Origin of the sequence: Burkholderia sp. EMB26 (assembly GCF_024730645.1) — a bacterium.
Classification (GTDB): Bacteria; Pseudomonadota; Gammaproteobacteria; order Burkholderiales; family Burkholderiaceae; genus Burkholderia; species Burkholderia cenocepacia.
The window spans coordinates 859245-881050 of sequence record NZ_CP078070.1 but is presented as its reverse complement, the minus strand read 5'-3'; the positions used below and the strand labels follow the sequence as shown (position 1 = coordinate 881050).

General features: G+C 69.0%; 18 protein-coding genes. 8 read left to right on the top strand and 10 right to left on the bottom strand.

Annotated features, from left to right (window positions below):
- Window positions 1-18 precede the first annotated feature (18 nt).
- Entirely contained in the window at window positions 19-1680 is a 1662-nt protein-coding gene (xdhA, locus tag KU887_RS04150; protein ID WP_258254591.1) for a xanthine dehydrogenase small subunit, read from the bottom strand.
- Window positions 1681-2015: 335 nt separating this feature from the next.
- Here xdhA and KU887_RS04145 point away from each other — a divergent pair, with 335 nt between their 5' ends.
- Window positions 2016-3230 carry an MFS transporter gene (locus tag KU887_RS04145; protein ID WP_048986320.1) on the top strand — a complete coding sequence of 405 codons (1215 nt, stop codon included), beginning with the start codon at window positions 2016-2018 and terminating at the stop codon, window positions 3228-3230.
- Window positions 3231-3363: 133 nt separating this feature from the next.
- Here KU887_RS04145 and KU887_RS04140 read toward each other — a convergent pair whose 3' ends face one another.
- Window positions 3364-4254 (bottom strand): DMT family transporter, encoded by an 891-nt coding sequence (locus KU887_RS04140; protein WP_077055909.1) that lies wholly within the window; start codon window positions 4252-4254, stop codon window positions 3364-3366.
- A 134-nt stretch (window positions 4255-4388) separates the two neighbouring features.
- Between KU887_RS04140 and KU887_RS04135 the strand changes: the two genes are divergently transcribed.
- Entirely contained in the window at window positions 4389-5324 is a 936-nt protein-coding gene (locus tag KU887_RS04135; RefSeq protein WP_258254590.1) for a helix-turn-helix domain-containing protein, read from the top strand.
- Window positions 5325-5361: 37 nt separating this feature from the next.
- On the opposite strand, the gene KU887_RS04130 is transcribed toward KU887_RS04135, so the two are convergent.
- The gene (locus KU887_RS04130; protein WP_006484921.1) at window positions 5362-6573 is read right to left on the bottom strand and encodes an alanine--glyoxylate aminotransferase family protein; all 1212 of its coding nucleotides are present in this window, start codon (window positions 6571-6573) and stop codon (window positions 5362-5364) included.
- A 779-nt stretch (window positions 6574-7352) separates the two neighbouring features.
- Between KU887_RS04130 and KU887_RS04125 the strand changes: the two genes are divergently transcribed.
- The 5 genes from KU887_RS04125 (at window position 7353) to KU887_RS04105 (ending at window position 12925) form a co-directional block, all read left to right on the top strand.
- Window positions 7353-8336 (top strand): LysR family transcriptional regulator, encoded by a 984-nt coding sequence (locus tag KU887_RS04125; protein ID WP_006484979.1) that lies wholly within the window; start codon window positions 7353-7355, stop codon window positions 8334-8336.
- Window positions 8337-8366: 30 nt separating this feature from the next.
- The gene (locus tag KU887_RS04120; RefSeq protein WP_006496703.1) at window positions 8367-9365 is read left to right on the top strand and encodes a 2-hydroxyacid dehydrogenase; all 999 of its coding nucleotides are present in this window, start codon (window positions 8367-8369) and stop codon (window positions 9363-9365) included.
- Window positions 9366-9536: 171 nt separating this feature from the next.
- Window positions 9537-10280 carry a 5,6-dimethylbenzimidazole synthase gene (bluB, locus tag KU887_RS04115; protein WP_006484990.1) on the top strand — a complete coding sequence of 248 codons (744 nt, stop codon included), beginning with the start codon at window positions 9537-9539 and terminating at the stop codon, window positions 10278-10280.
- A gap of 221 nt (window positions 10281-10501) precedes the next feature.
- Window positions 10502-11671: an MFS transporter gene (locus tag KU887_RS04110; RefSeq protein WP_258254589.1), complete on the top strand. Its 1170-nt coding sequence runs from the start codon at window positions 10502-10504 to the stop codon at window positions 11669-11671.
- A gap of 93 nt (window positions 11672-11764) precedes the next feature.
- Window positions 11765-12925: an MFS transporter gene (locus KU887_RS04105; protein ID WP_062910972.1), complete on the top strand. Its 1161-nt coding sequence runs from the start codon at window positions 11765-11767 to the stop codon at window positions 12923-12925.
- Window positions 12926-13100: 175 nt separating this feature from the next.
- Here KU887_RS04105 and fahA read toward each other — a convergent pair whose 3' ends face one another.
- The 5 genes from fahA to KU887_RS04080 are packed head-to-tail and all read right to left on the bottom strand — an operon-like array spanning window position 13101 to window position 19026.
- A complete protein-coding gene (gene fahA, locus KU887_RS04100; RefSeq protein ID WP_048986333.1) occupies window positions 13101-14402 on the bottom strand; it encodes a fumarylacetoacetase in 1302 nt (433 codons plus the stop codon).
- Complete coding sequence (hmgA, locus tag KU887_RS04095) at window positions 14399-15733, bottom strand: homogentisate 1,2-dioxygenase (protein ID WP_124674549.1); 1335 nt, start codon at window positions 15731-15733, stop codon at window positions 14399-14401. The genes fahA and hmgA overlap by 4 nt, the downstream gene beginning before the upstream one ends.
- A 15-nt stretch (window positions 15734-15748) precedes the next feature.
- Window positions 15749-17110, bottom strand: coding sequence for an MFS transporter (locus KU887_RS04090; RefSeq protein WP_196432888.1), 1362 nt, complete (start codon window positions 17108-17110; stop codon window positions 15749-15751).
- A complete protein-coding gene (locus KU887_RS04085) occupies window positions 17107-17337 on the bottom strand; it encodes a DUF2783 domain-containing protein (protein ID WP_006484941.1) in 231 nt (76 codons plus the stop codon). Before KU887_RS04085 ends, KU887_RS04090 begins: the two co-directional genes overlap by 4 nt.
- A 27-nt stretch (window positions 17338-17364) precedes the next feature.
- A complete protein-coding gene (locus tag KU887_RS04080; protein WP_080484110.1) occupies window positions 17365-19026 on the bottom strand; it encodes an FAD-dependent oxidoreductase in 1662 nt (553 codons plus the stop codon).
- Window positions 19027-19379: 353 nt separating this feature from the next.
- Between KU887_RS04080 and KU887_RS04075 the strand changes: the two genes are divergently transcribed.
- On the top strand, window positions 19380-20183 hold the full coding sequence (locus KU887_RS04075) for an EAL domain-containing protein (protein ID WP_006484944.1): 804 nt from the start codon (window positions 19380-19382) through the stop codon (window positions 20181-20183).
- A gap of 191 nt (window positions 20184-20374) precedes the next feature.
- Here the strand turns inward: KU887_RS04075 and KU887_RS04070 are convergent, their stop codons facing one another.
- Both KU887_RS04070 and KU887_RS04065 read right to left on the bottom strand, forming a co-directional pair.
- The gene (locus tag KU887_RS04070) at window positions 20375-20785 is read right to left on the bottom strand and encodes a GFA family protein (protein WP_258254582.1); all 411 of its coding nucleotides are present in this window, start codon (window positions 20783-20785) and stop codon (window positions 20375-20377) included.
- Window positions 20786-20924: 139 nt separating this feature from the next.
- Window positions 20925-21716 (bottom strand): IclR family transcriptional regulator, encoded by a 792-nt coding sequence (locus KU887_RS04065; RefSeq protein WP_006496710.1) that lies wholly within the window; start codon window positions 21714-21716, stop codon window positions 20925-20927.
- Window positions 21717-21806: the final 90 nt, after the last annotated feature.

The window sequence follows — 21806 nt, the reverse complement described above, 5'->3', positions numbered from 1 at the left end:
GTTCGGTGTTCTCCGTCTTCAGACGCGCGCCGATGCATCGGCAACGTCGGCGCCGGCTTCGGCGGCCACTTCACGCACGTTCAGGGCTTGCGGCGGCAGCGGGTCGTGCGGACGCGTCTCCAGCCAGAACCGGTACACCAGGTTCTTCGCGGTATCGAGCCGATACGCGCTCGTCGCGCGCATGTCCGACAGCGGCTGGTAGTCGCGCTCGAGCGCCTGCATCGCGGCCTGCGCGGTGGCTTCGTGCCACTGCGCGCCGTCGAGCACCGCCTCCGTGTGGGTCGCGCGCTTGGGCGTCGCGGCCATCCCGCCGAACGCGATGCGCGGCTCGCGGATCGTGTCGCCGTCCGCGATGAACGCGAATGCCGCGCACACGGCCGAGATGTCGGAGTCGAAGCGCTTCGACAGCTTGTAGGTGCGGAACTGCAGCTGTTCGCGCGCGCCGGTGCGGGTCGGCACCTTCAGGCCGACGACGAATTCGTGCGGCGCCATGTCCTTCTGCTGGTAGCCCGTGTAGAGCGCCTCGAGCGGCAGCTCGCGCACCGTGTCGCCGCCGCGCAGCACCACGCGCGCGCCGAGCGCGATCAGTCCCGGCATCGAATCGCCGATCGGCGAGCCGTTCGCGACGTTGCCGCCGATCGTGCCCGCGTTGCGGATCGGCAGCGACGCGAAGCGCTTCCACATCTCGGTCAGCTCCGGATACGTGCCGGCCAGCGCCGCATAGGCCTTCTCGACCGTCACGCCCGCGCCGATCTCGATCCAGTCGCCACGCTCCGCGAGCCGCTGCAGTTCGGCGATCTGGCCGACGTAGATCAGGTCGTCGAGCCGGCGCATCTGCTTGGTGACCCACAGGCCGATGTCGGTGCTGCCGGCGAGAATGCGCGCGTCGGGACGCTCGGCCTTCAGCGCGGCCAGCGCGTCGAGCGTGCGCGGCGCCGTGAAGCGTGCACCGTCGACCGTCGTGTAGTCGAACGTGTCGTCGCGCTTGAGCGACGCGAGCGTGCGGGCCAGCGCGGCCGTGTCGACCGGCGACGACGGGGCCGGCGCGCCTTCGCCGGTCGCACCTTCGCCGGCCGCACCTTCGCCGGTCGCACCTTCGCCGGCCGCACCTTCGCCGGTCGCACCTTCGCCGGCCGCGCCTTCGCCGGCCGCATCGAACATCCGCACCGCCGCATCGACGATCGGACGATAGCCGGTGCAGCGGCACAGGTTCCCGGTCAACGCGTCGGCGATCTCGGTGCGCGTCGGCACGTCCTTCGCCTTCGCGCACGCGCTGCCGCAGCCTTCGTGGCCGTGCTTCTCGTACAGCGCCCACATCGACATCACGAAGCCGGGCGTGCAGAACCCGCATTGCGAGCCGTGGCAATCGACCATCGCCTGCTGCACCGGATGCAGCGTGCCGTCCGGCTGGCGCAGGTCCTCGACCGTCAGCAGCGCCTTGCCGTCGAGCGTCGGCAGGAACTGGATGCACGCGTTGACGGCCTTGAACTCGACCGCGCCGGCGTCGGTCAGCTCGCCGACGACGACCGTGCACGCGCCGCAGTCGCCTTCCGCGCAGCCTTCCTTGGTGCCGGTGCAATGCGCGTCCTCGCGCAGGTATTGCAGCACGGTGCGGGTCACGTCCGCGCCGCTGACTTCGCGGATCGCGTGACGATGGTAGAAGCGGATCGGCTCACTCATGTCTCGATGGTTCTTCAAATGGGGGGCAAGGCGGCCTGCGCGGAGCGCTCGACCGACGTTTTTCTGACAGTTTGCACGCTATCACCGTCAAATTCCGCAACCCATAGCCCATCACGCATGCGGCCCATATAACTGCCGCGATATGCGCACCGCGCCGGCCGACAGCCTTGTCGCACGGTGCGCCCGGGCCCGCCCTGGTCGCCCGCGACCGTCCGTGATCCGCCAGAACAAGGTTCGATTAACTAAATGGTACCTGCGGGAAAACCGGTTCCATGGGAAAATCCCGATTCCCTTTTCCGCCGTTTTCCGTTCGTTTCACCATTCGTTCCGACCCCATGTCAACCGATTCCGCCACACCGCCGCGCAGCGGGCTCGCGGTCACGCTGCAAATCGTGTCCGTCGTCTGCTTCACGTTCATCTGCTACCTGACCATCGGCCTGCCGCTCGCGGTGCTGCCGGGCTTCGTCCACGACGACCTCGGCTTTTCCGCGATCGTCGCGGGCGGCGCGATCAGCGTCCAGTACTTCGCGACGCTCGCGTCGCGGCCGCTCGCCGGGCGCCTCGCCGATACGCTCGGGCCGAAGCAGACGGTGCTGCGCGGGCTGATCGGCTGCGGCGCGTCGGGCGTGCTGCTGCTCGTCGCGCTGCTGCTCGCGCACTGGCCGGTCGCGAGCCTCGTGCTGCTGGTCGCGAGCCGGCTCGTGCTGGGCGTCGGCGAAAGCCTGTGCGGCACCGGCGCGATCCTGTGGGGCATCGGCCGGGTCGGCGTCGCGCACAACGCGAAGGTGATCTCGTGGAACGGCATCGCGACCTACGGCGCGCTCGCGCTCGGCGCGCCGGTCGGCGTCGCGATCGCGCATACGCTGAATCCGGCGCTGATCGGCGTGATCGTCATCGCGCTGGCCGCGCTCGGCTTCTACCTCGCCCGCCTGATCGATCCGGTGCCGCTCGTGCACGGCGAACGGATGTCGTACGCGAGCGTGTTCACGCGCGTGCTGCCGCACGGCCTCGGCCTCGCGCTCGGGTCGGCCGGCTTCGGCTCGATCGCCACCTTCGTCACGCTGTACTACGCGGCGCGCCACTGGCCGAACGCCGCACTGTCGCTGACGGTATTCGGCACGCTGTTCATCGGCGCGCGCCTGCTGTTCGCGAACACGATCAAGACCTACGGCGGCTTCCGCGTCGCGATCGTGTCGTTCGCGTTCGAATGCTCGGGCCTCGTGCTGCTGTGGCTCGCGCCGGTGCCGCACGTCGCGCTCGTCGGCGCGGCGCTCACGGGCTTCGGCTTCGCGCTGATCTTCCCGGCGCTCGGCGTCGAAGCCGTCGCGCTCGTGCCGCCCGCGAGCCGCGGCGCGGCGCTGTCCGCGTACTCGGTGTTCCTCGACCTGTCGCTCGGCATCACCGGCCCGCTCGCCGGCTATGTCGCGGGCGCGTTCGGCTATCCGCAGGTGTTCCTGTTCGCGGCGGTGGCCGCCGCCGCGGGCGTCGCGCTGTCGATGATGCTGTACCAGCGACAGGCGCGCGTGGCGGGCAGCGGCGCGGCGGCCTGATCCCGCCAGCACCGTGCCTGGCAGCCCGGCGGCCGGTCGCGAACGTCGCACCACCGCCGCGCCAAAAGAAAACGCCCGCGCGATGCGGGCGTTTCGTCATCCGTCGACCGGGTACGGCGGCCGCGCGACCCGATCAGGCCGTGCGCAGAAACAGCCGGCGCGTGAGGTCGAACGCGACGAGATTGCCGGCCACCACGAGCAGCAGCCCGATCACCGCCAGCGGCGACCACTGGTAGCCCTCGAACACCGTCGATACGGCCAGCGCGACGATCGGGAACAGCACCGTGCAGTACGCGGCGCGCTCCGGCCCGATCCGGCCGACGAGGGTCAGGTACGCGGTGAAGCCGATCACCGAGCCCGGCACGGCCAGGTACACGAGCGCGCCGAGATAGCGCGGGCTCATGTCCGGCGTGAACGGCATCCCGGCCAGCGCGCTGCCGCCGGTCAGGATCGCCGCGCCGATCAGCATCGCCCAGCCGTTGGTCGCGAGCGGGTGCAGCCCCATCGACTGCATCCGGCTCGACAGCAGGTTGCCCGCCGAGAAGCACATCGTGCCGGCGAACGCGATCGCGAGCCCCGTCCAGGTCGCGTGGTCGTCGAGATGGCCGGCCATCTGCTGCCAGAACAGGCACGCGATGCCGGTCAGGCCGAGCAGCGCGCCGGCGATCGCCGACGGCCGCAGCGGGCGGCCCATGAACAGCCGCCCGTTGATCGAGTTCAGCAGCGGCGCGGTCGAGAAGATCACCGCGACGAGCCCGCTCGGCACGACCTGCTCCGCGTAGTAGAAACACAGGAAGTTCAGGCAGAACAGCGCGAAGCCTTGCGCGACGAGAAAGCGCCACGCTTCGCGCGGCGGGCGCGCCGGCCGGCGCATCACGCGCAGCAGCGCGAACAGCACGGCGGCCGCGAGCCAGAAGCGCCACGCGATCGATACGGGCGGCGGCACCGAGCCGAGTTGCCACTTGATCGCGATCCAGGTGGTGCCCCAGATCAGCACGGTGACGAAATAAAGCGACAGGTTCATGGCGGCAATCCGGAAAATCGGGTGAATCGGGATCCCGACTATGCCGCCGCACGGCGCGTGCCGATTGTCCGGAATTGCGGTCTTTTTCGGCGCGCCGCACGCGCCGCCGCGCGCCCGCTTATACTCGGCGCATCATGAGTTTCTCCCTCTGCGCCCCGCCCATCGACCGCGCCGCCGCCCTGGCCGGCGGCGATCTGCCGTTCGGCCTGCAATCGGTCTGCCACACGCTCGCCGACGCCAACGCGACGCTCGAGCGCTTCGCGTGGCTCGGCGACCATCTCGCGATCGCCGAATGGACGCGGATCACCGACGAAAGCGAGACGGTCTACGAGCAGCCCGGCCACCACACGCTGTCGTGCTATCTCGACGGCGGCTACCGGACCGAGCGCCAGCGCGTGCCGCGCTACGGCGCGCCGAGCCTGCTGTGCGCGCTGCCGGGCGACCATGAATCGCGCTGGTGGGTGCGCGGCGAAATGCATTTCGTCCACCTGTATTTCCTGCCCGAGCACTTCACGCAGCGCGCGATCCGCGAGCTCGATCGCGAGCCACGCGAGCTGAAGCTCGCCGATCGCACCTACTTCGAGGATGCCCGGGTCGCCGCGCTGCTGCGCTCGCTCGCGCTGGAGGGCTGGGACGATGCCGACGAGCGGCTGCGCGTGAACGAGACCGCGCACGACGTGCTGAGCCTGCTGTTGCGCGGGCAGAGCACGACGCGCACCGATACGTCGTTCCGCGGCGGGCTCGCGCCGGCCGTGCGCCGCCGCGTGCGCGACTACATCGACACGTATCTCACGCAGCCGCTGACGCTCGGCGAACTCGCCGAGGTCGCCGCGCTGTCCGAATACCATTTCTCGCGGATGTTCCGGCTGTCGTTCGGCCGCGCGCCGCACGCGTGGGTAGCCGAGCAACGGCTCGCCCGCGCCCGCGAGCTGCTGCGCACGACGGCACTGCCGCTCGCGCAGATCGCGGCCGCCTGCGGCTACGCGAACGCCGGCCACTTCAGCCATCGCTTTCGCGACGCGCACGGCACGACGCCGAATACGTACCGGCGCGCGATGCAGGGCCGCTGAGCGCGGCCCGCTTCCTCGTTTCGTCGCGGCGTCGCGCTTACGCGCCGCGCCGCGACAGTTCCTGCTCGAGCGCCGCGACGCCGGCCGGCAGGTCGACCGGCACCTTCAGGTCGACCATCGTGCGGCCGAACGCATGCAGCGTGCGGAACAGGTTGTGTTCGCGGCACTGCTCGCCCATCTGGCCGATCCGCACGATCGGCAACCCGAACGAACCCGAGATCTCGACCTGGTACTGCTTCGAGATATGGCCGCAGACCATCCCGGGCGTGAGCCCTTCCGGCGTCTCGATCCCGACCACCGAATTGAGCCGGCAGTCCTTCGGCGCATAGAGCTTGAGCCCCATCGATTCGACGCCCGCCTGGAGCGCCAGCGAGCAGCGCAGGTGGCGCGCGAAGCGGCTCTCGAGCGTCTCCGCGCAGACGAGCCGCAGCGCCTCGTGCAGCGCGAGCACGCCCGACACGGGCGCCGTGTAGTGATAGCCGGCGTTGTGCCAGAAGTTCTCCGCGAGCGCCATGTCGAGGCACCAGTGCGCATTCGGCTCGGGGCGATTCTTCATGCGCTCCCACGCGGCGTCGGAGAACGCGATCAGCGACACGCCCGGGATCGACGACAGCCCCTTCTGGCCGCCGGTGATCACCGCGTCGATGCCCCATGCGTCCATCTCGAGCGGCATCGTCGACAGCGTGCACACCGCGTCGACGACGACCAGCGCGCCGGCCGCCTTCGCGAGCGCCGCGATGTCGCGCAGGTCGCGGTTCCACACGGTGTTCGACGTCTCGCCCTGCACGATCGTGACGATCTCGGGCCGCTCGCGCGCGATCGCGTCGGCGATCTCGTCGAGGCTCGCGACCGCGCGATCGGCCACTTCGAGCGTCGCGACGTCGGCGCCGACGCGCGTGGCCATCTCGGCCATCCGCGCGCTGAAGAAGCCGTTGCGGATCGACAGCACGCGCGTGCCGCGCCATGCGAGGTTCGAGATCGCCATTTCCATCGCGGCCGAACCGGGGCCCGCGACACCGAGCACCCACTTCGTGCGGGTCTGGAACACGTAACGCGCCATCTCCTTCACCTGCTCGATGATCTTCGCCATCGTCGCGCCGAGGTGGTTGATCACGATCGTGTTCGCCTTGGCCACCGCGGCCGGGATCGGGACCGGGCCGGCCCCCATCATCAGCAGCGGTTCTTCGGGCAGGATCGCGTCGAGCGGCACGACGACGGGACAGGGAATCGGCGAGTAATCGATGGACATGGCTGGAAAAAGATGAGGAAAGGAAGTGCCCGGACGCGCCGCGGCACTGCGCCCGCAGCACCGCGCCCGTGGCACGGCGCAGCGAACTGATCGATCATTCCGCGTTCCGCCGCCTCGCGCAAGAGGCACGCACGTGCGGACAGCGCGACGCTGGCCCGGTCGCCGGACCGGGCCAGCCGGCCGCGCACCGCGCGCGCGATGGCCTTCCGGATTGAAAAAACGATTGGCTGCCGGGTGCGAAACGGTTCCATTCGGGTTCCGGACGCGCGATTTTCTCGGCCAATATCGAAACGATTCTTCGAAACCGGTGGTTCAGCGCCTTTCGTGGACCGAACGAAATACACCGACCACCTGATACAAATCGCGGAGCGAATTCGATACACAAAATCCGAACGTGGAAAAAACATCCACCATTGCGGTATGTATTGGGGAACGACTCCCGAATTCGCCGTGCCCCGGCGCGCCGCAATTTACCCCAACCCATTGATTGGAATATGGAATCCTCGAAACAGCGACGCATATTCGAATACCGCGACGGTTTTCCAGCGCACGTCCTTGCTGCATTGCAACCTTAAACCGGTACCCGCGATTTCGATTTTACGCAAGCCGCCCGTTTTCTCAGGTTGACGGATATCGGTTCCGCATTTAACAATTGTCTGCGGAATCGAAAATCTCATTTTCGATACGAGAGCGAACTGGGGCCGCGCGATGCGTTTTCGACGTTGCGTGGCAAAAAATCACAACCAAAATCAATCAACCGGGCCAGAAATACGCAAGCCATGAACCAGATTCAGACCATGCGTGTATTCGTCTGCGTCGCCGAGCAGCAAAGCTTCCGGCGCGCGGCGCACCATCTCGGCGTGTCCAATGCGCTCGTCACGCGTTCGATCGCGATGCTCGAGGGCCACCTGAACACACGGCTGATCCATCGCACCACGCGCAACCTGTCGCTCACCGAGGCCGGCGTGCGCTACCTCGATGGTTGCCGCGCGCTGCTCGAGGAATTCGATCACCTCGAATCGTCCGTCGCGCATGCCGTGCGCGAGCCGGCCGGCACGCTGCGCGTCGTCGCGTCGGGGCTGCTGTCGCCGCTGGCGCTGACGCCGCTCGTCAGCAGCTTCCGGCACCGCTACCCGGAGCTGCGCGTGCAGTTGACCGTCGCCGAAGGGCCGCTCGACGTGCTCGATTCGGGCTACGACGTCGGCATCGTCACCGGCACCCGGCTCGACGGCAACCCGTCGCTGATCGGCCATGCCCTCGCGCCGAACCCGTTCGTCGCGTGCGCGGCGCCGGCCTATCTCGACCGCCGCGGCGAGCCGCGCGTGCCCGACGACCTCCCGGGCCACGACTGGGTCACGCTCGCGCCGCACCAGCACGCGCCGACGTGGCAACTGGTCGGCCACGACGGCGTCGCCCATTCGGTCACGGTGCGCCCCGCCTGCACCGTCAACCAGCTCGCGCTCGTCCAGGCGGCGGCCGTGGCCGGCGCCGGCATCGCGATCCTGCCCGAGCCGTGCGTGGCCGATGCCCTCAACCACGGCACGCTCGTGCGGCTGATGGCCGGCTACCGGATCGACGATCCCGACGCGCAGTTGTCGCTCGTCTATCCGAACCGCCAGTACGTGCCGGCCCGCACGCGCAGCTTCGTCGAGCACGCGCTCGAGCACTTCAGCGCGCCGTCCGCCCGCGACCACACCGACTACGGCTTCCTGCGGCCGGTGCGCGGCCCCGAACGTTCCGACATCGTCACGGGCCTGCAGTAAACTGCGCGCGTCAGCCATCGGAGGTGCAGCGTGCGCGTGATCCTGTTCAGCAGCCGGCAGTACGACGACGATTCGTTCACCGCCGCCAACCGGCCGTTCGGCTATCGGCTGCACTTCCAGCCGTCGCACCTCGACGCGGAAACCGCGATCCTCGCGCACGGCTATGACGTCGTCTGCCCGTTCGTCAACGACACCGTCGACGCGGCCGTGCTCGAACGGCTCGCCGACGGCGGCACGCGGCTGATCGCGCTGCGCTCGGCGGGCTTCAACCATGTCGACCTCGCCGCCGCCGAACGGCTCGGCATCGCGGTCGTGCGGGTGCCCGCGTATTCGCCGCACGCGGTCGCCGAGCACGCGGTCGCACTGATCCTCGCGCTCAACCGCCGCCTGCCGCGCGCCGTCGCCCGCACCCGCGAAGGCGACTTCTCGCTGAACGGCCTGCTCGGCTTCGACCTGCACGGCAAGACCGTCGGCGTGATCGGCACCGGCATCATCGGCAGCGTGTTCGCGAAGATCATGATGGGCTTCGGGATGCACGTGCTCGCGCACTCGGTGCGGCCGTACAACGACGAGCTGATCGCGTTCGGCGCGCGCTACGTCGAGCTCGACGAACTGCTGCATCGTGCCGACATCGTCAGCCTGCATTGCCCGCTGCTGCCGTCGACACACCACCTGATCAACGAGCGGACGCTCGCGCGAATGAAGCACGGCGCGATGCTGATCAACACCGGGCGCGGCGGCCTCGTCGATGCGCAGGCGCTGGTCGACGCGCTCAAGAGCGGCCAGCTCGGCCATCTCGGGCTCGACGTGTACGAGGAGGAAAGCGGGCTGTTCTTCGAGGATCATTCCGACCTGCCGCTGCAGGACGACGTGCTCGCGCGCCTGCTGACGTTCCCGAACGTGATCGTCACGTCGCACCAGGCGTTCTTCACGCGCGAGGCGCTGGCCGAGATCGCGCACACGACACTGCTGAACATCGAGGCGTGGCATGCGGGCGCGCCGCAGAACGTCGTGACGGCAAATCGCTGAGAAACGGCCAATTCGACGGCCCGCAGCGCATCCGCAATCGTTTGCTTGCGCCCCATGCCGCGCACCACCCCTTTCTTCGTCAACAATTCCGCGCATTGTTTCGAATGAAGTAACGTTTCGCGCGCGCCGTCTGCTATCGTTGCGCCGACGTCATCCCTGCCTTCGCCGCTCATGCGTTTCGACGATTCCGACATCGCCGCCGTCTACCGCGCCATCTTCGAACGGCGCGACATGCGCCACTTCACGCCGGCGCCCGTCGATCCGGCCGTGCTCGCGCGCCTGCTGCGCGCGGCGCACCACGCGCCGAGCGTCGGCTTCATGCAGCCGTGGCGCTTCATCCGCATCACCGATCCCGCCTTGCGCACCGCGATTCACGCGCTGGTCGAGGCCGAGCGCCGCGCGACGGCCGACGCGCTCGGCGAGCGCCAGGACGAATTCATGCGACTGAAGGTCGAGGGCGTGCGCGAATGCGGCGAGCTGCTGGTCGTCGCGCTCGCCGACGGCCGCGAACGCCACGTGTTCGGCCGCCGCACGCTGCCGGAGATGGATCTGGCCTCCGCCGCGTGCGCGATCCAGAACATGTGGCTCGCCGCGCGCGCGGAAGGGCTCGGCATGGGCTGGGTGTCGTTGTTCGACGTCGATGCGGTGCGCACGCTGCTGCGGATGCCCGACGGCGCGAAGCCGATCGCCGTGCTGTGCGTCGGGCACGTCGACGCGTTCTATGCGAAGCCGATGCTCGAGGAAGAACGCTGGGCCGCGCGGATGCCGATCGAAGCGTGCCTGTTCGAGAACGGCTGGGACGCTCCGGCGGCCATCGATGGGGCCGATTCGGCTGCGTCGCCCGCAGGCCCGGACAGCGAAACGAAGCACACCCCGGACGCGATGCCCGACCGGTCGTCCGAACGCATCGCGTGATCCACGGCCGGCGGTCGCCATCATCCCGGCCCTGACACCGCCCAAATCCCACACTGTGAGCATCCCGGTCGCCGCCTCGTCGCACGCCGGCAACAAGCGCTCTGGCCCCAAGCATAGGGGTTTTCACTGAAGTAGAATCGCGGCTGACCTTCGCCTCACCCCCGCCCGTCCCGCGCATCCTGCGCCTGGCTCGAGCGGCATCTTTTCCCGAGCCTACCGCGATGCCCCTGCCTCTTTTCGCCCTTGCCGTCGCCGCATTTGGAATCGGTACCACCGAATTCGTGATCATGGGCCTGCTGCCCAATGTCGCGCGCGACCTCGGCGTGTCGATCCCGGCCGCCGGGATGCTCGTGTCGGGCTACGCGCTCGGCGTGACGATCGGCGCGCCGATCCTCGCGATCGTCACCGCGAAGATGCCGCGCAAGCGTGCGCTGATGGCCCTGATCGGGCTGTTCATCGCCGGCAACCTGTTCTGCGCGATCGCGCCCGGCTATGCGGTGCTGATGGCCGCGCGCGTCGTCACCGCGTTCTGCCACGGTGCGTTCTTCGGCATCGGCTCGGTGGTGGCCAGCAACCTCGTCGCGCCGAACCGCCGCGCGCAGGCGATCGCGCTGATGTTCACCGGGCTCACGCTCGCGAACGTGCTCGGCGTACCGCTCGGCACTGCGCTCGGCCAGGCGTTCGGCTGGCGCGCGACGTTCTGGGCCGTCACCGGCATCGGCATCGCCGCGGCCGCCGCGCTCGCGGTGTGCCTGCCGAAAAACCTCGCGATGCCCGACACCAGCATCACGCGCGAATTCAGCGTGCTGAAGCACCCGCAGGTGCTGATGGTGCTCGGCATCAGCGTGCTCGCGTCCGCGAGCCTGTTCAGCGTGTTCACGTACATCACGCCGATCCTCGAGGACGTGACGGGCTTCTCGCCGCGTCAGGTCACCTACGTGCTGCTGCTGTTCGGCCTCGGCCTGACGGTCGGCGGCACGCTGGGCGGCAAGCTCGCCGACTGGCGGCGGATGCCGTCGCTGATCGCGACGCTCGCGCTGATCGGCATCATCCTCGCGCTGTTCGCGGGCACGATGCATCTGCCGTTCGCCGCGCTCGCGACGATCTTCGTGTGGGGCATCCTCGCGTTCGCGATCGTGCCGCCGCTGCAGATCATGATCGTCGACCGCGCGAGCGACGCGCCGAACCTCGCGTCGACGCTGAACCAGGGCGCGTTCAACCTCGGCAACGCGACCGGCGCATGGCTCGGCGGGATGGCGATCGGCTCGGGCGTGTCGCTCGTGAGCCTGCCGTGGGTCGGCGTCGCGATGGCGGTCGCCGCGCTCGCGCTCACGCTGTGGTCGGCGTCGCTCGAACGCCGCCCGGTGGCCGTGCCGACCGAATACGTGTGACGCGGCCCTGCCGCGATCGTTGCGTACGCAACTCCATTCGAACGTGACGGCCTTCATGGACCTTTCAACGGTCGCGGTGTAGCATCGCGGCCGATGAAAGCCATTCTCAATCGCGATTTCCTCGCGCTGATCCTGAGCGTCGCGGTCGTCGGCCTCGGGACCGGCGCCACGCTGCCGCTGACCGCACTCGCGCTCACCGAAGCCGGACACGGCACCAACGTCGTCGGCATGCTGACGGCCGCGCAGGCCCTCGGCGGCCTCGCGATCGTCCCGTTCGTCACCGCGCTCGCGCGGCACATCGGCGCGCGCCGCGCGATCGTCGTGTCGGTCGTGCTGCTCGCGGCCGCCACCGCGCTGATGCAGTTCACGTCGAACCTGATCCTGTGGGGCGTGCTGCGCGTGCTGTGCGGCGCCGCGCTGATGCTGCTGTTCACGATCGGCGAAGCGTGGGTCAACCAGCTCGCCGACGATGCGACGCGCGGGCGCGTCGTCGCGATCTACGCGACCAATTTCACGCTGTTCCAGATGGCCGGCCCGGTGCTCGTCAGCCAGATCGCCGGCGCGACGCACATCCGCTTCGCGCTGTGCGGCGCGCTGTTCCTGCTCGCGCTGCCGACGCTCGCGACGATCCGCCGTGCGCCGCTCGCCGGCGACGACGCGCATCACGAAGCACACGGCCGCTGGCTCGACGTGCTGCCGCGCATGCCCGCGCTGATCATCGGCACCGGCTTCTTCGCGCTGTTCGATACGCTCGCGCTGTCGCTGCTGCCGCTCTACGCGATGGATCACGGCGTCGCGAGCGCGACCGCCGTGCTGCTCGCGTCGATCATGCTGTTCGGCGATACCGCGATGCAGTTCCCGATCGGCTGGCTCGCGGACAAGCTCGGCCGCGAGCGCGTGCACCTCGGCGCCGGCTGGATCGTGCTGGCCGGCCTGCCGCTGCTGCCGTTCGTGATCGCGAATCCGTGGCTGTGCTGGCCGCTGCTGTTCGTGCTCGGCGCGGCGGCCGGCAGCATCTATACGCTGTCGCTCGTCGCGTGCGGCGAACGTTTCCGCGGCGCGGCGCTCGTCACCGCGAGTTCGCTCGTGTCGGCGTCGTGGAGCGCCGCGAGCTTCGGCGGCCCGCTGGTGGCGGGCGCGTTGATGGAGCAACTGGGCAGCAATGCGCTGGTCGGCGTGCTGGTCGCTTGCGTCGCCGCGTTCGTCGCGGCGGCGTTGTGGGAGCGGCGCGCCGCAGTACAACGCGCGGTCTGACGTCGCTCGGTGTTGGCGTTGGCGTTGGCGCGCGGCATCACCGATACGCATCGGCCCGCTCGCGCCCCCTCCTCCGGTAAACGAAAAACGGCCCGCGCAATGCGGGCCGCCCTGTCCTTCCGGACTACGCGTGATCTACACGTGACCTACGCGTAACGTTTCGCGCCGCGATCCGTCACGCACTCCGCGCCGGCAAGATCCTGCCCGCACACGTGCCGAAGCCGACGCGATACCCATCGCCCTGGCACCAGCCGGCGAGCGTCAGCTCGTCGCCGTCCTCGATGAACGTGCGGCTGCCGCCGCCGTTCAGCGCGACCGGCTCCTTGCCGTTCCACGTCAGTTCGAGCAGGCTGCCGAACGAATCCTTCGTCGGCCCGCTGATCGTGCCCGAACCCATCAGGTCGCCCACGCGCGTGTTGCAGCCGGCGACCGTGTGATGCGCGAGCTGCTGCGCCATCGTCCAGTACATGTGCCTGAAGTTCGTGCGGCAGATCGACGTGGCCTCGGCCGCCCCTTCGGCGCGCAGCGTCACTTCCAGCGCGATGTCGAACGCATGCTTGCCCGCATGCCGCAGATACGCGAGCGGCTGCGGCGACTGCTCGGGCTGCGCGACGCGGAACGGTTCGAGCGCATCGAGCGTGACGATCCACGGCGAGATCGTCGTTGCGAACCCCTTCGAGTTGAACGGGCCGAGCGGTACGTATTCCCACTGCTGGATGTCGCGCGCGCTCCAGTCGTTCAGCAGCACCATCCCGAAGATATGCGCTTCCGCGTCCTCGCACGCGATCGGCTCGCCGAGCGCGTTGCCCTTGCCGACGATGAAGCCCGTTTCCAGTTCGATGTCGAGCTTGCGGCACGCGCCGAACACCGGGCGCTCCTGGTCGGGCAGCTTCAGTTGCCCGTTCGGGCGCCGCACCGGCGTGCCGCTCACGACCACCGACGACGCGCGGCCGTTGTAGCCGATCGGCATCTCCGACCAGTTCGGCAGCAGGGCATTCTTCGGATCGCGGAACATCGAGCCGACGTTGGTCGCGTGTTCCTTCGACGAATAGAAATCGGTGTAGCCGGGAATCTCGACCGGCAGATGCAGCGTCGCGTCGCGCTGCGCGACGAGCACCTGCGCGCGCAGCGCCGCATCGTCACGCAGTGTCGCGTCGTCACGCGAGAACAGCGCCGACAGCTGCACGCGCACGCTGCGCCACGCGTCGCGGCCGAGCGCGATGAACGCATTGAGCGTCGGCGCGGCGAACACGTCGGCGCCGGCCGGCAGCGTGACGAGGCCCGCACGCGCGAGCGCCGCGAGATCGACGATCTGGTCGCCCAGCGCGACGCCCGGGCGGCGCGCGCCCTTCGCATCGCTGAAGATGCCGAACGGCAGGTTCTGGATCGGGAAATCGCAGGCGGGATCGTTCGCGGTCTCGATCCAGCTCTTGCGAGCCGGGTCGAGCGTCGCGCGCCAGTCTTGGGTGTCGCTCATCGTTGCTCCGGATTGAAGTGTTTCTTGATGCCTTGCCAGCATTCGAAGTAATCGGCCTGCAGCTGCGCGGTGTCGAGCGCGTAGCGCGTCGGCCGGATCAGCGTGCGGGTTTCGAACATGAACGCCATCGTCGCGTCGACCTTGTGCGGCTTCGTCGTGTCGCTCGCGGACGCCTTCTCGAACGTGTCCGCATCGGGTCCGTGGCCCGACATGCAGTTGTGCAAACTCGCGCCGCCCGGCACGAAGCCATCGGCCTTCGCGTCGTACGCGCCGTGCACGAGGCCCATGAACTCGCTCGCGACGTTGCGGTGGAACCACGGCGGGCGGAACGTATCCTCGGCCGCGAGCCAGCGCGGCGGGAAGATCACGAAGTCGATCGTGTCGACGCCCGGCGTGTCGCTCTGCGCCTGCAGCACGAGGAAAATCGACGGATCGGGATGATCGAAGCTGATCGAGCCGATCGTGTTGAACAGGCGCAGGTCGTATTTGTATGGCGCGTAGTTGCCGTGCCACGCGACGACGTCGAGCGGCGAATGGCCGATGTCCGCGCGCCAGAGGCGCCCGTTCAGCTTCGCGATCAGCTCGAACGCGCCTTCGCGGTCTTCGTAGGCGGCCTGCGGCGTCAGGAAGTCGCGCGGGTTCGCGAGCCCGTTCGAGCCGATCGGGCCGAGATCCGGCAGGCGCAGCAGCGCGCCGAAGTTCTCGCAGATGTAGCCGCGCGCGTCGCCGTCCGGCAGCGCGACGGCAAAACGCACGCCGCGCGGGATCACCGCGATCTCGAACGGCTCGACGTCGAGCCGGCCGAATTCGGTCGCGATGAACAGGCGCCCCTGCTGCGGCACGATCAGCAGCTCGCCGTCGGCGCTGTAGAAGAAGCGGTCCTGCATCGAGCGGTTCGCCGCATACAGGTGGATCGCGCAACCGTTCATCGCGGCGGCCGACCCGTTGCCGGCCATCGTCACGAGGCCGTCGACGAAATCGGTCGGCTCGACCGGCATCGGCAGCGGATCCCAGCGCAACTGGTTCGGCGGCGTCGGCGGCACGTCGGCCGAATCGCCGAACTCCGACACGAGCCGCTGCGGGCCCGCATACGGCTCGAACGGCCGGTGCACGGCGGCCGGGCGAATCCGGTACAGCCACGAGCGGCGGTTGTGGCCGCGCGGCGCGGTGAACGCGGTGCCCGACAGCTGCTCCGCGTACAGCCCGTACGGCGCGCGCTGCGGCGAGTTGCGGCCGTGCGGCAGCGCGCCGGGCAGTGCCTCGGTCGCGAATTCGTTCGCGAAACCGCTCAGGTAGCCGGCGGTTGCCGGTTTCGACAGGTCAAGCGTCATCGTTTCCTTTCTCCATCAATTCATCACGGTGTTCGGCGCCTGCGCGCCGCTGCGCCGCGTGACGCCTGCGAGGCCCAGCACGAACAGCGCCGAGCACAGCACGGGCACCGCGGCCGCATGGAACAGCGCGCCGTTCGACCAGTTGAGCGCAATCAGTTGTCCGCCGACGAGCGGCCCGAGCACCGAGCCGATCCGGCCGATGCCGAGGCTCCAGCCGATGCCCGTCGAGCGCAGCGACGTCGGGTAATACTGGCCCGCGAGCGCGTTCACGGCCGGCTGCCCGCCGACCACGCAGAACCCGCCCGCGAACACGACGACCAGCAGCCACGGCAGCGCATGCGCGACCGAGCCGATCAGCCCCACCGACACGGCCGCGCACGCGAAGCACGCGAACAGCACGCGCACGAAGCCGTAACGTTCGATGAACCAGCCGAGCGACAGCGTGCCGATCACGCCGCCCGTCTGCAGCACCGTGCCGACGATCACCGCGGTGCCCGGCGAATAGCCGGCGTCGCGCATCACGGTCGGCAGCCAGTTCGACAGGAAGTACAGATCGATCAGGTTCATGAAGCTGATCGACCACAGCAGCAGCGTGACCGGCAGGCGGCCATGGCGGAACAGCTCGGCGACCGGCGCGCCGCTTGCCGCGCGTTCGCGCACGACGAGCCGCGTGTTCGCATCGATGCCGGCTTCCGGCGCGAACCGCGCGAGCCAGTCGCGCGCCTGCACGACACGCCCTTTCAGCACCAGGAACTGCAGCGACTCCGGCAGCCGCGCGACCATCGCGATCGTCAGCACGAGCGGCACCGCGCCGCCGACGAAGAACACCGAACGCCAGCCGAGCGCCGGAATCAGCGCCGCGCTGATGAAGCCGCCGATGGCCGCGCCGAGCGTGAAGCCGCACGACACGATCATCATCCGCTTCACGCGATGCGCGGCCGGGCTGAACTCGCCGACCAGCGCCATCGCGTTCGGCATGATGCAGCCGAGGCCGAGCCCCGTGACGAAGCGCAACGCCATCAGCACGGGGATCGAGCCCGCGAACGGCGTCGCGAGCATCGTCACCGCGAAGAACAGCGTCGAGCCGATCAGCACCGGGCGCCGCCCGATCCGGTCGGCGAGCACCGACAGCCCGAGCGCGCCGAGCAGCATCCCGAACAGGCTCGCGCTGAACACGGGCCCGAGCGCCTGCTTCGGCACGCCCCATTCGGCGATCACGCTCGGCGCGACGTAGCCCATCGCCTGCGCATCGAAACCGTCGATCACGAGGCACAGCCCGCACAGCGCGAGCAGCATCCAGTGAAACCCGGGGCGATGAGTCTCGTCGATCACGCGCTCGACTTCGAGCACGCGCGCGTCGGCCGGCGCCGCGCTCATTGCGCCACCTCGGCGGCCGGATGCACGGGCGGCGTCACGCCCTGGCGTGCGAGCGCCATCGCTTCGCGCAGCACGTCGGCGTCGCCGACCTGGTTCGCGAGCAACAGGATCAGCTTCGCGTTGACGAGCTGGCTGTCGGCGTCGGACAGGTCGCGATGCATGTCGATCAGCGCTTCGTAGAACGCGTCGGGATCGGCCAGGCGCGGGCGGGTGTCGAGTGAGGGCATGACGGTGTCTCCGGTGTCTTGGTCGTATCAGCGTGCGCAGGTCGCGCGCGCCAGTGCGTCGGCAATCGCCTGACGGTCGAGCGTGCGCGTGCGGGCGCAGACGTGCTGGTCGGGACGCAGCAGGTAGAACGTGCCAGGCTGCGCGTCGTAGCGCCGCGCGGCGAGCCCGTCGACGTCCTCCACGACGTCGACGCCGGCGACCGGCTGCGCGTGCCCGGCCGGCACGACGAGCACGGGACGCACCGGCAGCGCGAGCCCGTCGACGGCCTGCGCCAGCGCGGCCGCATCGCCCGGCAATCCGAACAGCACGCCAGTGAAACCGTCGCGCAGATGCTGCAGCAGCCAGCCCGGCGCACCCTGCGCACGCACCGGCGCATCGGCCGCCGCCGCGCCCGGCCGCATCGCGCACGCGAATGCGTCGCCGCCGCGGTCCGGCGTGTTGAGCGGCGAATCGGCCAGCACGGCCGGCACCGACAGGCGCCCGCTGTTCACCAGCTTGCGCGCGAACTCGCAGTCGCGCGCGAGCTTCAGCGTCGCATCGCGGAACACGCGCGACACCGCGCTTTTCGGCGTGATGAAGTCGGTCGAGCGCGTCGAATTGCGGATGTTCTCGTCGGCCGCGAACTCGCGCTCGCTCGCATACGTATCGAGCAGGCGGTCGTGCGCGCGGCCGTCGAGCACCAGCTTCAGCTTCCACGCGAGGTTGTCCGCGTCCTGCACGCCGCTGTTCGCGCCGCGCGCGCCGAACGGCGACACGCCATGCGCGGAGTCGCCCGCGAACAGCACGCGGCCGTGCCGGAACGTCTCCATCCGCTGGCAGCGGAACGTGTAGACGCTCACCCACTCGAGCTCGAACTCGACGTCTGGCCCGAGCAGCGCGCGCACGCGCGGGATCACGCGCTCCGGCTGCTTCTCGGCGACCGGATCGGCATCCCAGCCGAGCTGGAAGTCGATGCGCCACACGTTGTCCGGCTGACGATGCAGCAGCACCGACTGGTTGCGGTGAAACGGCGGGTCGAACCAGAACCAGCGCTCGGTCGGAAACTCCGCCTTCATCTTCACGTCGGCGATCAGGAAGCGGTCCTTGAAGGTGCGGCCGCGGCTCTCGAGGCCCATCATCGTGCGCATCGGGCTGCGCGAACCGTCGGCCGCGATCACGTACTGCGCGCGCAGCGTCGCGACGCCGTCCGGCGTCTCGATCGTCAGCACCGCATGTTCGGCCGACTGGTCAACGCCCGTCACCTTGTGCTTCCAGCGGATGTCGATGTTCGGCAGCTCGAACGCGCGGTCGGCCAGATAGCCTTCGACGTAGTACTGCTGCAGGTTGATGAACGCCGGGCGCGCATGCCCTTCCTCGGGCAGCAGGTCGAATGCGTAAAGCTGCTCGTCCTGCAGGAACACCTTGCCGACGTGCCAGCTCACGCCCTTGTCGACGAAGCGCTCGCCGCAGCCGAGCCGGTCGAAGATCTCCAGCGTGCGCTTCGCGAAGCAGATCGCGCGCGAGCCGGTCGACAACGTGTCGTCGTCGTCGAGCAGCACGACCGGCACGCCCTGTTGCGCGAGGTCGATCGCGGCCGCGAGGCCGACCGGGCCCGCGCCGACGACGATCACCGGGTGGACGGCCGCGTCGTGTGCGCGGGCGCGGTACTCGAACTTCAGCGTCTGGTAATCGATGCTCATGGTCGCCATCCGCGCGTCAACCCCGCCGTGCGCGCACCGCCGCGCCCGTCGTCCCGTCCGTCTCCTGCCGGCGCGCCCGCCCGCCTGTCCTGTCAACCGCCACGTCTCGCTCCTTGCTTCCTGTTGATTCGTGAACGGCGCCGTTTCGCGGCGCCCGCATGCCGCATTTCTTGATCGGCGACAAATCCCTGGATTTACGAATAGTAAAACCAATTACGAATAGTGAAATCAACGTAAACCCTAGGCGTTGGCGCGAGGACGGGATAACCATATGAGTGAAACGCCAAGCCGAGCGCGGCGCGCGCTGCTAATATCAAGTCATGAGGCGGCCCTTTCGGCCGCCATTTTTCCTTCTCACGCCGATGATTCCGCCTACCATCCCCGAGCTGGTCAGCCGTGCCGGGCAACTGCCGTATCTGCGGGAACACCTCGCGCTAGCCGAAGGCGGCACCGCGTGCGCGAATCTGCCCGAGCGCACGCTCGCCAGTGCGTACGAGCCGATCTACGACGTGACGATGCCCGGCGCGCCGCAATCGACGTCGTTCGCCGACGCGATCGAGCGCTACGGCGACGAGCTCGGCTTCCAGGCCGTCACACTGGTCACGGGGGCGCAGCACGATCCGGTCGACGCGGCCGTCGACGACCAGACACTGGTCGCGATCGACCGCCTGTCGCGCGCGCTGCATGCGATCAATTTCTTCGGCGCGCAACGCCACGGGCTGCTGTTCCTGCGCGTGCACGAGCGGCTGCTCAAGAGCGTGAAGTACGACCACGGCAAGCATTTCTCATCGGTGCTGCAGCGCTTCGGGCTGCCGCCCGAGCGGATCGTGATCGAGCTGCCGGCGGTCGCGGTCGCCCACAAGACGTTCCTCGGCTACCTGACGCGCAGCTACCAGCATCACGGTTTCAAGGTCGCGGACAAGCTGCCGGACCCGGGCCGCATCCTCGCGGTCGAATCGGACATGGCGCGCCCCGACTACATCAAGATGGATGCGGGCATCGCGTTGCGCGACGGGATGGTCAAGGCGCTCGTCGCCTATGCGCAGCGCGTGCGGATCCCGCTGATCTTCGACGGCGTCGTCGACGAGACGCAGTGCGAGCTGCTGCGCCAGCACGACGTGCGGTTCATGCAGGGGCCGGTGTTCGCGAAGGTCGTGACGGCCTGAGCGATTCGCGCGGAAGGCGCGCGCGGGGAGCGGCACGCTGGATCGCGGATTCCGGAGTCGTGCTGCTTCGGGAAGCGGGTTTCAGCACGCGGCGTCGCTCGACGCCGGCCGGTTCGCTGTTCGTTCACGCAGAAAGATCGACCGTGCCTGCGCGCGCGATCGACACCGGTGTATCGGCGCGGATGAGCCGCCTATTCTCTTCCACCGTCGTCGTACTTCGGCAAATCGTCGCCGATCTCGACACCCGGCAAACGATCCCGATACCAGACGTGCCACGCCGGACGCAACCGCGACGGTTCGTCGAGCGTCGCGTAGTTGATCTCGACCGTCTGCGGCGCGTCGGCGCGCCGGTATTCGAGTTGCGCGCCGCAACGGCCGCAGAAACGCCGCTCGCCCCATGCGCTCGACGCGTAGACGGTCGGTTCGCCCTGCAGGTATTCGAACGCGTCGATCGGCACCGTTGCCGACGCGACGACCGCCGCGCCGGTCGTGCGCTGACAGAGCCGGCAGTGGCAGAAGCCGGCATCGGTCGGCACGTCGGCGATACGGTAGCGGATCGCGCCGCACGCGCATCCGCCTTCCATCGGTTCGGGGCGCGCCATCGCAGACCTCGTCGTCGGTAAGCAGGCGAACGATGATGAGCGCGGTTCGCCCGTCGCGCAATACGCCACCGCGCCGCCTCTCCATCCGCCGCGCACGAGCCGATTGCCGCGCGGCGGCAACAGCCCACGCACGCGTGGCTCAGACCGTCTGGCCGAGCCGCTGCGCGAGCGCCTTCAGTTGCGGCCCGACCTGCGTGCGAAACACGCCCTCGTCCATCGACGACGCCGGGCCGCTGCAGCTCAGGATCAGCCAGCGTCCCTCGCGCGGCTCGCGAAACGGCACGGCCGCCGCGTTCACGTCCATGTGCCACGCACGGAACGAATAACAGCACCCGCCCGACGAAAATTCGGCCACCGCCTGCTGCGCGGCGGCGACGAGCGCATCGGCGTCGGCCGCGCCGCCGGCCGCACGGTGCAGCTCGGCATAGAGCGCGCGGCGCACGTCCTCCGGCTGCACGGCCAGGTACGCGCGCCCCATCGAGCTCGTCAGCATCGACAGCCGCGAACCGGGCGCGAGCCCGAGCGTCAAGGCGGTCTCGCTGCGGATCGTCTCCAGATAGATCATGTCGAGCCCGTCGCGGCAGCCGAGCGACACGGCCGCGCCGATCTCCCGCGCGAGCGCCTGCATGTGCGGCCGCGCGAGATCGATCGTCCCGGAGCCCGACAGCAGCGCGTAGCCGAGCGACAGCACGCCGGCGTCCAGCGCATACTTGCCGAGCGTCTCGTCGTAGCGCAGATAGCCGAGCACGGTCAGCGTATAGGCGAGCCGGTTCACCGTCGCCTTCGGCAGCCCCGTGCGTTCCGCGAAATCGCGATTGCCCAGCATCGTCTCGCCGGGGCGGAAGGCGCGCAGCAGGTCGAGCCCGCGCGCGAGCGCGACGACGAACTTGCGCTCGTCGATCGTGGTGTCGTCGATGGTTGAAAGTGTCATCCGGTGCTACACTGGGTTCGATTTGCAAAACATTGTTCCGCACAGCGGAACGCGAGTCAAGCAAACTTTGACACGGGGCCGGCTCGAAGA

Excerpts from the sequence above, each read along its gene's own strand:
- KU887_RS04065 (WP_006496710.1), bottom strand. The coding sequence starts at position 21,716 with ATGACACTTTCAACCATCGACGACACCACGATCGACGAGCGCAAGTTC.
- KU887_RS04125 (WP_006484979.1), top strand. The coding sequence starts at position 7,353 with ATGAACCAGATTCAGACCATGCGTGTATTCGTCTGCGTCGCCGAGCAG.
- KU887_RS04135 (WP_258254590.1), top strand. The coding sequence starts at position 4,389 with ATGAGTTTCTCCCTCTGCGCCCCGCCCATCGACCGCGCCGCCGCCCTG.
- KU887_RS04140 (WP_077055909.1), bottom strand. The coding sequence starts at position 4,254 with ATGAACCTGTCGCTTTATTTCGTCACCGTGCTGATCTGGGGCACCACC.
- KU887_RS04075 (WP_006484944.1), top strand. The coding sequence starts at position 19,380 with ATGATTCCGCCTACCATCCCCGAGCTGGTCAGCCGTGCCGGGCAACTG.
- xdhA (WP_258254591.1), bottom strand. The coding sequence starts at position 1,680 with ATGAGTGAGCCGATCCGCTTCTACCATCGTCACGCGATCCGCGAAGTC.
- bluB (WP_006484990.1), top strand. The coding sequence starts at position 9,537 with ATGCGTTTCGACGATTCCGACATCGCCGCCGTCTACCGCGCCATCTTC.
- KU887_RS04080 (WP_080484110.1), bottom strand. The coding sequence starts at position 19,026 with ATGGCGACCATGAGCATCGATTACCAGACGCTGAAGTTCGAGTACCGC.
- KU887_RS04110 (WP_258254589.1), top strand. The coding sequence starts at position 10,502 with ATGCCCCTGCCTCTTTTCGCCCTTGCCGTCGCCGCATTTGGAATCGGT.
- hmgA (WP_124674549.1), bottom strand. The coding sequence starts at position 15,733 with ATGACGCTTGACCTGTCGAAACCGGCAACCGCCGGCTACCTGAGCGGT.
- KU887_RS04145 (WP_048986320.1), top strand. The coding sequence starts at position 2,016 with ATGTCAACCGATTCCGCCACACCGCCGCGCAGCGGGCTCGCGGTCACG.
- KU887_RS04130 (WP_006484921.1), bottom strand. The coding sequence starts at position 6,573 with ATGTCCATCGATTACTCGCCGATTCCCTGTCCCGTCGTCGTGCCGCTC.
- KU887_RS04090 (WP_196432888.1), bottom strand. The coding sequence starts at position 17,110 with ATGAGCGCGGCGCCGGCCGACGCGCGCGTGCTCGAAGTCGAGCGCGTG.
- fahA (WP_048986333.1), bottom strand. The coding sequence starts at position 14,402 with ATGAGCGACACCCAAGACTGGCGCGCGACGCTCGACCCGGCTCGCAAG.
- KU887_RS04070 (WP_258254582.1), bottom strand. The coding sequence starts at position 20,785 with ATGGCGCGCCCCGAACCGATGGAAGGCGGATGCGCGTGCGGCGCGATC.
- KU887_RS04105 (WP_062910972.1), top strand. The coding sequence starts at position 11,765 with ATGAAAGCCATTCTCAATCGCGATTTCCTCGCGCTGATCCTGAGCGTC.
- KU887_RS04085 (WP_006484941.1), bottom strand. The coding sequence starts at position 17,337 with ATGCCCTCACTCGACACCCGCCCGCGCCTGGCCGATCCCGACGCGTTC.